Origin of the sequence: Pseudomonas sp. MIACH (assembly GCF_001269925.1) — a bacterium.
Lineage (GTDB): Bacteria > Pseudomonadota > Gammaproteobacteria > Pseudomonadales > Pseudomonadaceae > Aquipseudomonas.
Genome location: NZ_LHVO01000063.1, coordinates 73826 through 89206, shown reverse-complemented (window position 1 = coordinate 89206; position 15381 = coordinate 73826). Strand labels below are relative to the sequence as shown.

Genomic DNA, 15381 nt, shown 5'->3' with positions numbered 1-15381 from the left:
GGCGAGGGCTAGTCTGTTGCCACTGGCCCCAGGACAAAAACAATGAAAACCCTACCGCCCGTCCACCGCATTGCCTTGTTGTTCAACGGCAGCAAAATCTACGATCGCGGCATCATCACCGGCATCGGCAATTACCTGAGCAGCACGCGCGCGTCCTGGGACCTGTTCCTGGAAGAGGATTTTCTCTGTCGCCTCAAAGGCATCGAGCGCTGGCAGGGCGACGGCATCATTGCCGACTTCGACGACCCGCTGATCGGCGAAGCGTTGGCCGACAGCCAGTTGCCGGTGGTGGCGGTGGGTGGCTCCTATGAGGATGCGCGCGCCTATCCCAAAGGTATTCCCTATGTGGCGACCGATAACCACGCGCTGATGAAGTTGGCCTACGAACACTTGATCGAAGCGGGCCTGACGCGGTTCGCCTGTTTCAGCCTGCCCGAAGCCCAGGCCAATCGCTGGGCCCAGGAGCGTGAAAAAGCCTTTCGCCGCCTGCTGCAACGCGATGGTTTGCACGTCGAGGTGTATCGCGGCCTGGGCACCAGCGCGCCGTTGTGGGACAGCGCGGTGGAACAGCAGATTGCCTGGCTGCACAGCCTGCCCAAGCCCATCGGCATCATTGCCGTCACCGACGCCCGCGCCCGACAACTGCTGCAAGCCTGCCTGACTGCCGGCATCGCCGTGCCGGAGCAAGTGGCGTTGATCGGCATCGACAATGACCCCCTGACCCGCACCCTCACACGGGTGCCGCTGAGTTCGGTGATCCAGGGCACGGAAACCATGGGGCGCACGGCCGCCGCCTTGCTGCACCAGATGCTGCACGGCAAACCGTGCGTGGGCACACAGGTTCTGGTGCCGCCGGAGGCGATCAATGTGCAGGCCTCCAGCTTGCATCAACCCTTGGGTAATCCGTACGTGATGCAGGCGCTGCTGTTTATCCGCCAATACGCCTGCCAGGGCATCAAGACCGCGCAGGTGGCGGCCTATGTCGGCGTGTCGCGCTCCTCCCTGGAAGCGCACTTTCGCAAGGTGCGCGGCTGCAGCGTGCATGACGAGATCCTGCGCTTCAAACTCGCCGCCGCCGCCAAGGGCCTGGAAAGCCACGAACTGGCGATTGCCGATATTGCCGCCAAGTGCGGCTTCAAGTCGGCGCAGTACCTGCATACGGTGTTTCGGCGAGAGTTTGGCTGCACGCCCCGCGAGTATCAGCAGGGCGCGGGGGGGACGATGCCTGCGTCGCACTCATCCACAACGTTCAACCACACAGTCATTTAGCTCGCTAGGCTGCTGTCCGTGTGCAAGTGCAACCTGTTCGCTTGCTCTGCGTAGCGGAACTTGGCACGCTCAAACGGTGAGTGAGTACGCCAGGATGATCAATAAGGAAGCATTACATTGAGTTGGGGAAACGTTGGAACATTTCTGTTGGCCCTAGTGACGGGGCTGGGATCAATTACCGGGATATACGTGGCTTTCAAGGATGACACTAAGCTCGAGGCTGATCTGTCCTACCGGTATGAAAGTGCACCTCGTCAATTTTCTGAGCGTTTAGGCAGTACTGCTGAAAAGCTCAAATACGCCAATTTGTATGACAGCATCAAGCGCATTGGCGACGGAGCGCTCAGCCATGAACAGATCGATAAAATGGTTAACCTGAGCCAGGCGCCTTATCTCGCGCTACTCGATGCGCCGTTCGAAAAAGGGCCGGACAATTACCCCATAAGCCTGTTGATTACGCTGAGGAACAGCGGCAGCAAGGTCATCAAGGATGTACACATCAAGCTGCCTGCAAAGGGACTGGTCCAGATCAGGGATGATTCGCGCTCTGATACGGTGATGCCTGATCCGGTCAGCAGTGTTGTCATTCCTTCGATTGTGCAAAACGGTGTGTACACGCTCTGGATTCATTTTCAGGGTGATTTAAAAACGCTAAAAGAGCAGGACGTGTACATCGGTTACAGTGACGGCGTTGCGCAAGTTCGGGTGTATGAGGATTTCATAGGGTTTGAAGCGAGCATGGCCCGATATGGCATTTTGGTGTTGGGTGCTCTGGTGATGCTTGCGTACTGTTTCCTGGTAGCTGTTTATCTTTTGATAACGACCGATAGAAACAATGATGCGAATACGATCCAGAGGTGACCGCCTGCACTTGAACGCGAGCATTGCTTGCTCGAAGAGCGATCCAGTCAGGTGGGCGTTTCAGACAGCGCGGTACCGGGGCACCGCGCCAGGAGGGGGTTATGGCAGGGCGTAGGCGATCACGTAATCGCCACGGTCGGTGGACTGGCGCGCGCCGCCAGCGGTGATCACGATGTACTGCTTGCCGGTTTTCGGCGACACGTAGGTCATCGGGCCGCCCTGGCTGCCGACGGGCAGGCGGGCTTTCCAGATTTCATCACCGTTGCCGCTGTTGAAGGCGCGCAGGTAGAAGTCCTGGGTGCCGGCGATAAAGATCAGGCCGCCCTGGGTCGACAGCGTGCCGCCGAGGGTCGGCAGGCCGATCTTGATCGGCAGGTGCATGCGGATGCCCAGCGGGCCGGTGTCTTCAACGGTGCCCACCGGCACTTGCCATGCGACTTTCTGGGTCTTCATATCGATGGCGGTGAGGGTGCCGAACGGCGGCGCCTGGCACGGGATGCCGGCCACCGACAGGAAGCGGTTTTTGTTCACCGCATACGGCGTGCCCTTGAGCGGTACTGCGCCCATGCCGGTGTTCAGCGCTTCGCCACCGGACGAGGACTGGGCCTTGTTCTGCGACGGCAGCATCTGGATCCACAGGCCCAGGCGCATGTCGTTGACGAAGATAAAACCGTGCACCGGGTCGGTGGAAATGCTGCCCCAGTTCATGCCGCCCAGGGAACCCGGGAAGCTCAGGGATTTATCGGTGCCCGGCGCGGTGTACAGGCCGTCGTAGCGCATGCCCTTGAAGTCGATGCGGCACAGCAACTGGTCGTACGGGGTGGCGCCCCACATGTCCGACTCGCTCAGGGTTTGTGCGCCAATCTGCGGCATGCCCACGGATTTCGGCTGGGTCGGCGAGTAGGGTTCGTTGGGGATATTTGCGGCCTTGACCGGTACATCCTTGACCTCGGTCAGCGGCTTGCCGGTGGCGCGGTCGAGTACATAGATCTGCCCGGCCTTGGTGCCAATCACTACCGCCGGTACCGCCTTGTCGCTGCCCGGTGGGGTGAAGTCGATCAGGCTCGGTTGCATCGGCAGGTCGAAGTCCCACAGGTCATTGTGGACGGTCTGGTACACCCACTTTTCAGCCCCGGTGGAGGCATCGAGCGCCAAGACCGAAGCGCCGTATTTGTGGTTGAGCTGGGTGCGTTCCACGCCGTAGATGTCGGTGGACGAACTGCCCATCGGCAGGAAGACCGTGTTCATCAGTGGGTCGTAGGACATCGGCGCCCAGCTGTTTGGGGTGCTGCGCACGTAGGTCTTGTCGCCGGTAGGGGCCTGTTTGTCTTCCGGGTTGCCCGGGTCGAAGGCCCAGCGCATTTGCCCGCTGATCACATCAAAGCCACGTATCACACCGCCTGGCATGTCGGTCTGGACGTTATCCGCGACGCGGCCACCGACCACCACAGTGGTGCCGGCGATCAACGGTGCGGAAGACAGCTGGTAGTAGCTGTCCGGCACATTGCCGAGGCCGGCTTTCAAGTCCACCTGGCCGTGGGTGCCGAAGTCTTCGCAGAATTTACCCGTGTCGGCATCGACCGCAATCAGGCGTGCATCGATGGTGTTGGTCAGCAAGCGGCGCTGGCATTGCGCACCGGCTGGAACGCTGGCGGCAATGATCGGCGAGCTGTTGGGCTGGGTCGGTTGGGCAATCGGCGCGGTGGCGTCGAAATACGCCATGCCCCGGCAACGCTGCCACACCGCCGACTTGGCGTTGACTTCGTTCTTCCACAGCTCTTTGCCGGTGTCGGCGTCGAGGGCGATCAGGTTGTTGTGCGGGGTGCAGATGAACACCTTGTTGCCGATCTGCAGGGGTGTCAGTTGGTCTTCGGCGCCATTGCCGTCGCTGATGGCCACGTCACCGGTGTGGTAGGTCCACGCCACTTTGAGCTGGTTGATGTTGTCGCGATTGATCTGGTCCAGCGCAGCGAAGCGGCTGCCACCTTCGGTGTTGCCGTAGTGGGCCCAGTCTTTCTGAGCATCGGCGGGGGCTACCGGGGTGATACCAGGGCCAGCACCGGTCGGGGCGACGCTGGGGTGGGCGACAAACATATTGCCCGCCGCCACCGCCACGCCCACTGCCAACACGGCAGCAATGCCATAGGCACCGCGCGCGGGCCGGCCGGCCAGCAGCGGATACACCAGCGCCACCACCAGGCCGATGGCCGCAAACATGAACAGCCGCGAGAACAGCGGCCAGAACACCAGGCCCACATCCGCCACCGCCCAGATGGCCGTGCCGATCAGGAACGCTGCGAACAACCATGCACCTGCGGTGCTGCGCCGGGCAATCAACAGACCGGAAATCGCCATGACCACGCCGCCGATCAGGAAGTACCAGGAACCACCGAGGCTCACCAGTTTGGCGCCGCCAACGGCCAGCGCGAGGCCGAGCAGGGCGATGATCACGCCCAGGCCCAGGAGTAAGAATCTAGAGACGCCAGTGGCGCGCGATGCTCGTTTCATGTCGAAAGGACTCGAGTGAGAGAGGGCAAAGACGCGATTTTAGCAAGATAATTAACTGGTTAGTACATTAGAGTCCTGCAATAGACTATTACAGGTGCTGCGATGATGCAGTGCGGTTAAATGCCGCTTTGGGTGCGATGCGGGGGCATCGCACGGCAAAGGGCACGTTGTTCTGGTGATTTAAACGCTGATCAATGCCTGTGCAATTCTGGGAAGCCAACTGGTCGCGGTGCCAATTAGGGTGTTGCCGGGCGCTGATACGGAGGGTGCACGATTGATGTGCACGACCCAGGCTCCCCGTTCGGCGGCCAAGATCGGCAGGTATACCGCTGGAGCGACGCTTTCGGAGGTCCCAACGGACAGGAAAACGTCGCAGTCGAGCGCCGCTGCATTGGCGCGGTTTATGTCCTCAGGCGACAATTTCTCACCAAACCAGACAACGTTCGGTCGAACCAGGCCGTCACAGTGTTGGCAGTGCGGCGGATCTGATGGACCTTCTTCCAGGGACGCATTGACAGGCAGGGCATCCAGATAAGGTTTATTACACGTGTAGCAGCGAGCAGTGGTCAGGTGCCCATGTAGATGAATCGCATCCCTGGAGCCCGCGCGCTCATGCAGATCGTCGACGTTCTGCGTGATAAGTGTTACGCGGTGCAGGGATTGTTCGAGCTCGGCCACGGCCAGGTGCGCAGCATTTGGCTTCGCTTTGCTGACCAGCATTCGACGCCAGGAATACCAGCCCCAGACCAATGCAGGGTTTTGTTCAAAGGCTTCAGCACTGGCGAGTTCGCCTTGCTTATAGCGCGACCAGAGCCCGGTCGCGGGGTCGCGGAATGTGGCAATGCCGCTTTCGGCGGAGATACCTGCACCAGTAGAAATCACTACATGCCGTGCCGTGCGCAGCTTCTCGAGAGTGTGTTGGAAAAGGGTTTCGGCGTTCATCGTTTCACCTCAAGAAGTTGCATTCAGCTTCGGACGCACTGATCGCGCAACCAATCGAAGTTGCTCCAGTATTTGCGGTCGCCGCCTGCCTGGGTGCGCTTTTTCTCGATGTAGGGCGCAAGCACTTGGTGGCAGTGCAGGATGCTGGGCGCCCAATTTTCGATGATGACGTGTTTGTTCGTGATCAAATCCACACGCAGCAGTGCTGCCACGACGTCGTAGTTTGCACAGGCCAAGGATGCCTGCTGGACGTGGCGTTCGTCCCAGCTGTCATGGTGCAGGCTCGATAGCGTCGCGCGGACCGTTTCGCGTGCTTCGCGGGCGTCACTGGCTTGCAGGAATTCGACAATCGAGATGATGCTCTGTGCTTCGGAGGCCAGCTGTGTTGCCTTGAGTTGGGACGTCAAGATTCCGATCTGGCGGCCCACCAGGTACACAGAGAGGAAAGCGGCCAACGCCACGATGATCTGCACTGCCAATGTCCATTTTTCGTAATCAGTCATGTCCATTCTCTTGCTGGTTAAGAATCATACGTGTTTTTTCATCTACGCCGCTCAGGCCATCCCGCGCTTGCGCATAGAGGGATCCGGCATCAGTGACAGCCGCGAACAGCGTCATGCAGGAGGCGAATTTCAGTGCGTCGACTTCGCCGAGTAGCTCCTCCAAGGGCACTGCTGCATCGAGGACTGCACGGGTGGCGCGAGCAAGCCGGGGCCCCAGTAGCGGGTGTTGCAGGTAGTCGCGTGCTTCAGCAGCGTCCTGCAAGCCGTAGTAGGTGGCCTTTTCGCTGGAGCCCAGGCCGCGCAGTTGGGGAAAGATGAACCACATCCAATGGCCGTCTTTTTTTCCGCGCTCCAACTCGTTAAGGGCGGCTTCAAATTGTGAGGCTTGAGCCAGGACAAAGCGTTCCAGTGATTGCTTCATGTCGCACTCCATCAACAATGACGTTTACAGGCAGCTCTGCTCGAACTCTTCGAGCATGTCGGCGCGGATCAGCGCCTCGGGATCTTCGGCATGCACCGCGTCGACCTGGCGTTGTACGCAGCTTTCACGATCACTGGTGCTGTTGCCGGAGCTCGTGGCCACCGTTGCCTGGTGCGGGGTGGTGACGATCGCCTGGCCTGGCGCGGGGATGTCGACCAGTTGCTCATAGCGGGAGACAAAGCCGGCACCGACGTAGGTGCTGTCCTTGTCGAAGGCCTCTTCCTCTCTCACCGGGTTGGCCCATTGCTGAAAGCCGCCGAGCAAGCCCATTTTGCCGGGGTGCTGCTGGCGCAGGTCGGGTGTGAGGGTGACAAGCACCTGACTGACCTGGCCCGCATTCCAGACGATGATTGCCTGTAGTTCACCCTTGTCACTGAACAGCCGTTCCTGGCCCTGTTTGACCACTCGCTGTTGTTGGTCATAGTTATCGCGCCCGAGTCCCTGGAACTGGCTTTCCTGGCGGTCACCGACCCACACCGTTGCGGTGGCACTGATCAACTTGCCTTTGTTCCACTCCAGTTCGCGGATGAGGTGGCCGTTGTCATCCCAGTACTGTTCGGTGCCGTCGTTGGCCAAGTCACTGGCCATGTATTGGTTGACGTCTTCCTTGAGGGCCACACGGCTGACGTGATGGATGTGTTTACCGTCATAGCTGTACTGGTCAACTACGCGTGTGCGCAGTTTTCCGTGTTCGAACACACTGGACTCAGTCACGTTCCCGCGCGCATCGATCCGCCGCTGGGCGCCGTGCTGCAGGCCGTTTTCGTAGTTTTCTTCGTCAGAGACATAGAAGCGATTGCCGGTCAGGCCATAGTCTTTTTGAGGACCGTGCTGCTTGCCGTTCAGGTACGTGCGGTGCTGGGTGCCACGGTTATCGAAACCACTGCGCAGGCCGTTCTCCCATTTCAGGTCGGCGATCAATGCATCGCCTTCATTGTCCCAGGCGCGTTCGGCGCCATTCTTTTTACCGGCGGTGTAGTGCACCTCGAGGATACGTTCACCGTTCTGCGGGTTGAACTGCTCGGTTACACCGTCCTGCGCTCCGTTTTTCCAATGGGCGATCAAGATTTTCTTGCCGGTCTTGGCGTCGAATTTTTCTTCTTTGCCATCGCGCTTGCCGGCTTTGAACTCGCCCGAGGCCAGTAAGTTACCGGCGTTGTCGGAGCAATGAATTTCACCGTCGGGCAGCCCTTTTTCGATATCGACAGTACAGGTGCCGACGTTGAACAAACCGAGCACGGACATCGGGTAATTGAGCACGCGCCCGCTGAACGGATCGTCCGCGTGCACTTTGTAGAGCAGGCCTTGGATTTCCCGTGTCTGACGCGCGTCAATTTCTTCGGTGAAGCAGCCTGTGAGGCTGAGGGATGCCAGGGTTATTGCACCCATGGCGAGGCAACTACGGACGTTGAGCGACACCAGAATCTCCTTATTCACGGGACGGCAACTGCCGATCAGTGAGGCGTGAAAAGGACGCAGTGTAGAGCAAATGAGGTGGGTGATTCCAATTTGATATTAGTTGGTCCGAAGGCAGCCGGGAGGCGGCTGCCTTCGCAAGAGCCAGTCTCGGTGTTCAGTTACCGAAACGCCGGCACCACCTGCTCGATAAACAGTGCCAGCGACTTCTTCTTCTCGGCATGGGGCAGGCTGTTGTCGCACCAGAAGCTGAACTCATCCACGCCCAGTTCCTGGTAGTAGCGGATGCGCGGGATGATTTCTTCGGCGGTGCCGATCATCGCGGTCTTGTGCAGGCTTTCCAGTTCGAACTCCGGGCGGGCGGCGAATTTTTCTTCCGGGCTCGGTGCCAGGAAGCCATTCACCGGCACCTCTTTATTACCGAACCAGGCATCGAAGGTGCGATAGAACTTCGAGATCGCCTTGGCCCCGACTTTCCAGCCGTCCGGATCATCGGCGGCATGCACGTGGGTGTGGCGCAGCACCATCAGTTGCGGGCGCGGTACGCCGGGGTTGTTGTCGAGGGCGGCCTGGAATTTGTTTTTCAGGTCGAGGACTTCCTCGTCGCCCTTCATCAGCGGCGTGACCATCACGTTGCAGCCGTTGGCGACTGCGAAGTTGTGCGAGTCCGGGTCGCGGGCGGCGATCCACATCGGCGGGTTGGGCTGCTGGATCGGTTTGGGCACGCTGGTGGAGGTGGGGAACTTCCAGATGTCGCCGTCGTGGGCGTAGTCGCCTTTCCACAAGGCACGCACCACCGGCACCATCTCGCGCAGCGCCTGGCCGCCGCTGGAAGCGGGCATGCCGCCGGCCATGCGGTCGAACTCCACCTGGTAAGCGCCACGGGCCAGGCCGACTTCCATGCGCCCGTTGCTGATCACGTCGAGCAACGCGCATTCGCCCGCCACCCGCAACGGGTGCCAGAACGGCGCGATGATGGTCCCGGCGCCCAGGTGAATGGTGGTGGTCTTGGCCGCGAGGTAAGCCAGCAGCGGCATCGGGCTTGGCGAGATGGTGTATTCCATGGCGTGGTGTTCGCCAATCCATACAGTACTGAAGCCACCAGCCTCGGCCATCAGGGTCAGTTCAGTCAGGTCTTCGAACAACTGACGGTGGCTGACACTTTCGTCCCAACGTTCCATGTGTACGAACAGGGAAAACTTCATGACGCTTACCTCGGATCTATTGTGATCGGCCTGTCGACTGCGGGCCCTTAAGTGCTCTCGCCAATGTGAAGCTTGCCAGTGATGACGGCTGTTCGGCGGATTAATTGTTGGTATACCATAATACGGAATATCCGCAAAACTTTTCTCTGCAGCGGTTGCAGCATGACCGCGCGAGGAAAGCGAGCGAGATGAACATAAAACAAAAAATGGATCCTCCCTAAGGCTCAGGCCGGCAGCGGCAGGGCGCCCATCTTGCCGTGGCAATACACCAGTGGCCCGGCGTTGTGCTGGGGCACGATCAGGTTCTTCACCGCGCCGACCATGATCGCGTGATCGCCGCCTTCATATTCGCGCCACAACTCGCACTCGATCACCGCCGTGGCATTGGCCAGGATCGGGTTGCCCAACTCACTGAGCGTCCATTCGATGCCCTGGGCCTTGTCCTTGCCCTTGCGCGCAAAGGCATAGGCTTCGGTTTGCTGCCCACCGGAAAGCACATGAATGGCAAAGCGTTTGTTCTTGATCAACACCGGGTACGAGTCGGAGCTGTAGTTGGGGCAGAACAGCACCAGCGCCGGGTCCATGGACAGTGAGCTGAAGGCACTGGCGGTCAGCCCGACGATTTGTCCGTCGTCATCCAGCGTGGTGATCACGGTGACCCCGGACGGAAACGAACCCATCACTTGTTTGTAGATAGCGGCATCGATCATGGGGCGGTCCTCTGCGGGTAGAGCGGTTCTTATGAATTTGTAGGTCTGATGGTATACCGTAATACAATCGATGCAACCGCTTTTTCAATCGCCCGATGAACGTCAAGGCTGGGTCTTATAGCCAATAAATACGGGCGCCATGGCAGGAAATAACAGGGTGCCCTGTGGCACACTTGCGGATCAGATGGGCGCTGAAACTACGGATCAGTCTTGTGAAAATGTTGGAATACCATAATATGGTGTTCATCTGAGGGGCGGCCAGAGAGCTCCCCCGGTTTGGCGTCAAACAACTATAAGATCAGACAAACGCGAGTTCATTTCCATGCCCCAGATGTCCCGGCAAGACCCCCTGATCGAGCAGCACACGGTCGATTATGTCCCCCTCGCAGAGCGCCATGGAAAGGCCCGCGACCTGTTCACCTTATGGTTCAGCACCAACATCGCACCGCTGCCGATCGTCACGGGTGCCATGGTGGCCCAGGTGTTCCATCTCAATCTGGCGTGGGGGCTGCTGGCGATTGCCCTCGGGCATCTGCTCGGCGGCATCGTGATTGCCCTTGCATCGGCCCAGGGCCCGCGCATGGGCATCCCGCAGATGGTGCAGAGCCGTGGCCAGTTCGGCCGTTACGGTGCGCTGCTGATCGTGTTCTTCGCCGCACTGATCTACATCGGCTTTTTCATCTCCAATATCGTCCTGGCCGGCAAGTCCATCGTCGGCATCGTGCCGTCGGTGCCGGTGCCGGCGAGCATCCTGATCGGCGCCCTCAGCGCCACCGCCATCGGTGTGATCGGCTACCGCTTTATCCATACCCTCAACCGCATCGGCACCTGGGTGATGGGCAGCGCGTTGCTGGCCGGTTTTATCTACATCTTCGCCCATGACCTGCCGGCAGACTTCCTGACCCGAGGCGGCTTCAACGCGGCGGGCTGGTTGGCCACCGTGTCGCTTGGGGTGATCTGGCAGATCAGCTTTTCGCCCTACACCAGCGACTACTCGCGCTACCTGCCGGCGGACATCGGCATCACCCGGCCGTTCATTGCGACCTACCTGGGCGCCACCCTTGGCACCATCCTGTCCTTCGCCTTTGGCCTGGTAGCCGCACTGGCCACGCCCGAAGGCACCGAAGCCATGGTCGCGGTCAAGCAAGCCACCGGCTGGTTGGGGCCGATCCTGATGGTGCTGTTCCTGCTCAATATCATCAGCCACAACGCCCTGAATCTGTACGGCGCGGTGCTGTCGATCATCACCTCGGTCCAGACCTTCGCCAGCCACTGGACCCCGAGCATCAAGGTGCGTGTGTTGCTGTCGGGCGTGGTCCTGGCCGGTTGCTGCGTGGTGGCGTTGGGTGCCTCGGCGGACTTCATCTCGCAATTTATCGGCCTGATCCTCGCGCTGTTGCTGGTGCTGGTGCCGTGGGCGTCGATCAACCTGATCGACTTCTACATCATCAAGCGCGGGGTCTATGACATTGCCTCGATTTTCCAGGCGGATGGCGGGGTGTATGGGCGTTTCAACCTGCATGCGATCGTGGCGTACTTCATCGGCATCATCGTGCAACTGCCGTTTGCCAATACGTCGCTGTATGTGGGGCCATGGGCCAACCTGGTGGAAGGCGCGGACCTGTCGTGGCTGGTGGGATTGGTGGTGACGTGCCCGTTGTATTACTGCCTGGCGACACGTCAACACACCCAGAAGATCAGGGCGGCGCGGTTGGGCTATACCGACTGAGCCACTCCGCCGAACTCCTCCAACGCATCCCGCAACGCGCCCTCGAAGTATTCCTTCGAGGCGCGATCCCAGAGGATATGAAACGCTGGCAGCTCCACACTCCCTGTGTGGATGACAATCGCATTGACCCGCGCCACCGACGTCTGCGCCACCGCCCCCGGCGTGAAGGCCGGGAAACTGAGATCGACCCCGCACAGCTTCGCCATCACCTGCGCAATCACCCCCCCGCTGAGCCGCACGCAGGCATGGCTGTCCTGACGCGGTAGCAGGTAATTGGCGCGGTGGTCCAGTTCCCAACGCGCTTCTTCATCGGCAATCCGTTGCCCCTGATCCTGCGGGCTGCCCAGCACCAGGTATTCGTTCTGCGACAGGCGGGCTACCCAACTGCCGTCCGCTTGCGCGCTGGCTAGGTTGGGCGCGCCCGGCAACGTGAAGCCGCGCGCCGTGAGGTACTCGGCGCTTTGTGCGCCGCGAAAGCCGACCCGGGGCAGGTCGGTCTGGTCGTGCAGTTGGCAGGGCGGCGTGAACACTTCGTGGGCTTTCAGACTGGTCATGGCTTAACCCTCCTGGCGTTGATTGGTGGGGTCGAAGAACGGCAGTTGCACCACCTCGGCCTGGACGACGATGCCGCCCTCGACGCGAATCGGAATGCGCTGCCCCGGTGTGCTCTGGTCGATCCCGGCGTAGGCCAGGCCGATGATGCGGCCCAGGCTGGTGGAGTATTCGCAGGAAGTGACGTTGCCGCTGATGTCCGCCCCGTTGAGCACCAGGTGGCCTTCCAGCGGTTGCACGCTGCCCTTGGGCAGGCTGAAGCCCACCAGTTTGCGTTTCAGCGGCTGGGCTTCGAGGATGTCCACCGAGCGGCGACCGACGAAGAACGGCTTGTTGCGGCTGACCGCCCAGCCCATGTCGATTTCTGCCGGGTGAGTCATGCCGTCGGTGTCCTGGCTGATGATCACGTGGCCTTTTTCCAGGCGCAGCAGGCGTTGGGTTTCGACGCCGAAGGGGCGAATGTCAAAGGCCTTGCCGGCTGTCATCAACGCGTCCCACAACGCCAGGCCGTGGCGTGCCGCTACGTGGATTTCATAGCCCAGTTCGCCGACGAACCCCACCCGCAGCAGGCGTGCCTTGATCCCGGCCACCGTGCCCTGGCGCACGCCCAGGTAGGGGAAGCCTTCGGCACTCAGGTCGAGGTCGTTGCACACCTGCTCCAGCACCTTGCGCGAATCCGGCCCGGCCACGTTCACCGCACAGATCGCCGCCGTGACGTTGGTCACGTCCACGTCCAGGCGCCACTGCGCGTTCCACTTGAGCATCTGCTGGTAGATGCGGTCGACGCCGCTGGTGGTGGCGGTGACGTAGAAATGCTTGTCGGCCAGCCGCGCGCACACGCCGTCGTCGATCACCACGCCGTGTTCGTTGGTCATCAGCGCATAACGCGAACGGCCCACCGGCTGCTTGAGGAACGCGAAGGTGTACATGCGGTTGAGCAATTCGGCGGCGTCCGGGCCGCGCACGTCCAGGCCACCGAGTGTGGACACATCGATGAGCCCGACCTTGTTGCGCACGTGCAGCGCTTCGGCCTGCATGCACGCTTCGCGGTCCTGGGGCTTGCCGTAATAGGCCGGGCGCTGCCAGATACCGGCGGGCATCATCTTCGCCCCGGCTTGCACATGGCGCGCGTGCATCGGCGTTTGGCGGTAGGGGTCGAAGGCGCGTCCGGCGACATGGGCGAGTTTCTCCGCCACGAACGGCGGGCGTGCGGTGGTGACCCCGGTTTCGCTGATCGTGCGCTGGGTCGCCCAGGCCACCAGCCGTGCGGTCGGCAGCGCCGAGTGACGCCCCTGGGACGGGCCCATGCCGACCGTGGAGTAACGCTTGACCAACTGCACATCGCGGTAGCCGATGCGGGTGGCGTTGACGATATCTGCCACTTGCAGGTCTTCGTCGAAGTCGACGAAATCCTTGCCCTTGGGGTGCGGGAAGATCGGCCAGTGGAAGTTGACCTGGGCTTCACTGCGCAGCGCTGCAGGCGGGCTGGTGCTGGTCAAACCGAGGGCGCGCAGGCTGTCGGCGGCGGCGTTGGTCGCATCCGCCAGCACATTGTCCAGCTGATGCCGACCGTGTACGGAACCGGCCACGCCCAGGTTGCGCGGCAGGCCACTGAGGCTGAACTCCGCACGCGAGTCGTCATAGGCCAGCTTGCCACCGGCCTGGCACAGCAGCTGATAGACCGGCATATAACCGGCCGACATGCACAGCAGGTCGCAGTCGATCACTTGCGCGCTGGCGCTGACCTGGCCCTGGCCGGTGATCTGGCGCACATCGACGCCTTTCACATGGCGCAGGCCTTTTTCGTGCAGGGCCTCGAACACGGTGCTGTTGCTCAGGCACGGGATCTTGCGCTGGGCCAGGGCACCCGGCAGGGCTTTGTCCGCCGGGGCGTGACGCAGGTCGATCACGGCGGCCACGTCCACGCCCTGGTCATGCAGGTCGAGGGCGGCGAGGTAGCCGTCATCGTTGCCGGTGAGTACCACTGCGCGCTTGCCGGGCTTGACCGCATAGAGCTTCATCAGGCGTTGCGCGGCGCTGGTGAGCATCACCCCCGGCAGGTCGTTATTGCGGAAGACCACCGGTTGGTCGAACGAACCGCTGCACACCAGGCACTGTTGCGCGCGCACTTTGTACAGGCGCTTGCCCTGGATCACCGGCAGGTAGTTGTCGGTGAACCAGGCATTGCAGGTGGCGTCGGTGAGCACCTGGATATTCGCGTGTTGCTGCACCGCGCCGAGCAACTCGTGGCGCAGGGTGTCGGCACGGGTGCCGGCAATATCGAAGCGCGCGTAGGTCAGCGACCCGCCGAGAATAGGCTGCTGCTCGATCAGCAGCACCTTGGCGCCGGCATTCGCGGCGGTCAGCGCGGCCTGCAAGCCAGCGGGGCCGGCGCCGATCACGGCGAGGTCGGTGAACAGGTAGGCCTTGTCGTAGTACTCGGGTTGGAACGTCAGGTCGAGCACGCCCAGGCCGGCCTTTTTGCGGATGATCGGCTCCCAGACTTTCCACATGCCCTTGGGCTTGTAGAACGAACGGTAGTAGAAACCCACTGGCATGAACTTGGAGAACTTGCCCAGGTAGGCGTCCTTGTCGTTGTCCAGCGAGCCGTTGACGTTCTGCGCCGTCACCGCCAGGCCGGCGGACAGCGCGTGGGCATCGGCCAATACGTTGGGTTCGCGGGGCAGTTGCACCAGGCTGTTGGCGTCATGGCCGGCCATGGTCAATGGGCCGCGTGGGCGGTGGTACTTGAACGAACGCGACATCAGGAAGCGCCCGTTGGCGAGCAGCGCGCTGGCGATGCTGTCGCCCTGCAAACCTTGATAGGGCAGGCCGTCGAAACTGAAATCGAGTGGCTGGTCACGCTGGATCAGCAAGCCCATGGGGGCGGGGAGGCGGTTCATCCGGCGATCTCCTTGGCGGTGGTGAAGTCGACGCGGGTGGTGAACACTTCGCGCGGATCGAAGGTGCGCACGATCTCGTCGGTGACCGTGTGGCGCTCGGCGAGGAACCAGTAACTGGACGGCGTGTGCATCCACCATTCGCGCACCACACCGGCGAGGTTGTCGGTGTTGAACACGTAGTCGGCCCATTCGGCATCGCTGCAGGTCAGCGGATCGGGCATCGGTTTGAATTCACCGCCGTAGGTGAACTCGCTGATATTGCGCGGCCCGTTGAGCGGGCAAATCATGATTTTCATCGTCTG

The 15381-nt window shown here is 61.2% G+C and carries 13 protein-coding genes; 3 read left to right on the top strand and 10 right to left on the bottom strand.

The annotated features are described in order from the left end of the window. Positions 1-42: 42 nt before the first annotated feature. Positions 43-1269 carry a XylR family transcriptional regulator gene (locus AD670_RS27230; RefSeq protein WP_053139562.1) on the top strand — a complete coding sequence of 409 codons (1227 nt, stop codon included), beginning with the start codon at positions 43-45 and terminating at the stop codon, positions 1267-1269. A gap of 117 nt (positions 1270-1386) precedes the next feature. Next, positions 1387-2130 (top strand): hypothetical protein, encoded by a 744-nt coding sequence (locus AD670_RS27225; protein WP_053139560.1) that lies wholly within the window; start codon positions 1387-1389, stop codon positions 2128-2130. Between the two features lie 99 nt (positions 2131-2229). On the opposite strand, the gene AD670_RS27220 is transcribed toward AD670_RS27225, so the two are convergent. From AD670_RS27220 to AD670_RS27190, 7 genes are all read right to left on the bottom strand, one after another. After that, on the bottom strand, positions 2230-4638 hold the full coding sequence (locus AD670_RS27220) for a glucose/quinate/shikimate family membrane-bound PQQ-dependent dehydrogenase (protein ID WP_053139557.1): 2409 nt from the start codon (positions 4636-4638) through the stop codon (positions 2230-2232). 180 nt (positions 4639-4818) lie between these two features. Next, positions 4819-5580, bottom strand: coding sequence for an NAD-dependent deacylase (locus AD670_RS27215; RefSeq protein WP_053139556.1), 762 nt, complete (start codon positions 5578-5580; stop codon positions 4819-4821). A gap of 23 nt (positions 5581-5603) precedes the next feature. Continuing rightward, a complete protein-coding gene (locus AD670_RS27210) occupies positions 5604-6083 on the bottom strand; it encodes a hypothetical protein (RefSeq protein WP_053139554.1) in 480 nt (159 codons plus the stop codon). Continuing rightward, positions 6076-6504 (bottom strand): DUF1810 domain-containing protein, encoded by a 429-nt coding sequence (locus tag AD670_RS27205; RefSeq protein ID WP_053139552.1) that lies wholly within the window; start codon positions 6502-6504, stop codon positions 6076-6078. Before AD670_RS27205 ends, AD670_RS27210 begins: the two co-directional genes overlap by 8 nt. A gap of 24 nt (positions 6505-6528) precedes the next feature. Further along, positions 6529-7983 carry a toxin-antitoxin system YwqK family antitoxin gene (locus tag AD670_RS27200; RefSeq protein ID WP_053139550.1) on the bottom strand — a complete coding sequence of 485 codons (1455 nt, stop codon included), beginning with the start codon at positions 7981-7983 and terminating at the stop codon, positions 6529-6531. A 158-nt stretch (positions 7984-8141) separates the two neighbouring features. Next, positions 8142-9185 carry an LLM class flavin-dependent oxidoreductase gene (locus tag AD670_RS27195; protein ID WP_012723539.1) on the bottom strand — a complete coding sequence of 348 codons (1044 nt, stop codon included), beginning with the start codon at positions 9183-9185 and terminating at the stop codon, positions 8142-8144. 224 nt (positions 9186-9409) lie between these two features. Next, a complete protein-coding gene (locus AD670_RS27190) occupies positions 9410-9895 on the bottom strand; it encodes a flavin reductase family protein (RefSeq protein ID WP_053139548.1) in 486 nt (161 codons plus the stop codon). Between the two features lie 322 nt (positions 9896-10217). Here AD670_RS27190 and AD670_RS27185 point away from each other — a divergent pair, with 322 nt between their 5' ends. Continuing rightward, positions 10218-11624: a cytosine permease gene (locus tag AD670_RS27185; RefSeq protein WP_053139546.1), complete on the top strand. Its 1407-nt coding sequence runs from the start codon at positions 10218-10220 to the stop codon at positions 11622-11624. Here the strand turns inward: AD670_RS27185 and AD670_RS27180 are convergent. Genes AD670_RS27180 through AD670_RS27170 form a run of 3 tightly spaced genes read right to left on the bottom strand, consistent with a single transcriptional unit; the run spans position 11612 to position 15375 of the window. Further along, positions 11612-12178 (bottom strand): sarcosine oxidase subunit gamma, encoded by a 567-nt coding sequence (locus tag AD670_RS27180; RefSeq protein WP_053139544.1) that lies wholly within the window; start codon positions 12176-12178, stop codon positions 11612-11614. The two genes, AD670_RS27185 and AD670_RS27180, sit on opposite strands and share 13 nt — an antisense overlap. A 3-nt stretch (positions 12179-12181) precedes the next feature. Continuing rightward, entirely contained in the window at positions 12182-15079 is a 2898-nt protein-coding gene (locus tag AD670_RS27175; RefSeq protein WP_053139541.1) for a 2Fe-2S iron-sulfur cluster-binding protein, read from the bottom strand. After that, positions 15076-15375 carry a sarcosine oxidase subunit delta gene (locus AD670_RS27170; RefSeq protein ID WP_012723544.1) on the bottom strand — a complete coding sequence of 100 codons (300 nt, stop codon included), beginning with the start codon at positions 15373-15375 and terminating at the stop codon, positions 15076-15078. The genes AD670_RS27175 and AD670_RS27170 overlap by 4 nt, the downstream gene beginning before the upstream one ends. Between the last annotated feature and the right edge of the window lie 6 nt (positions 15376-15381).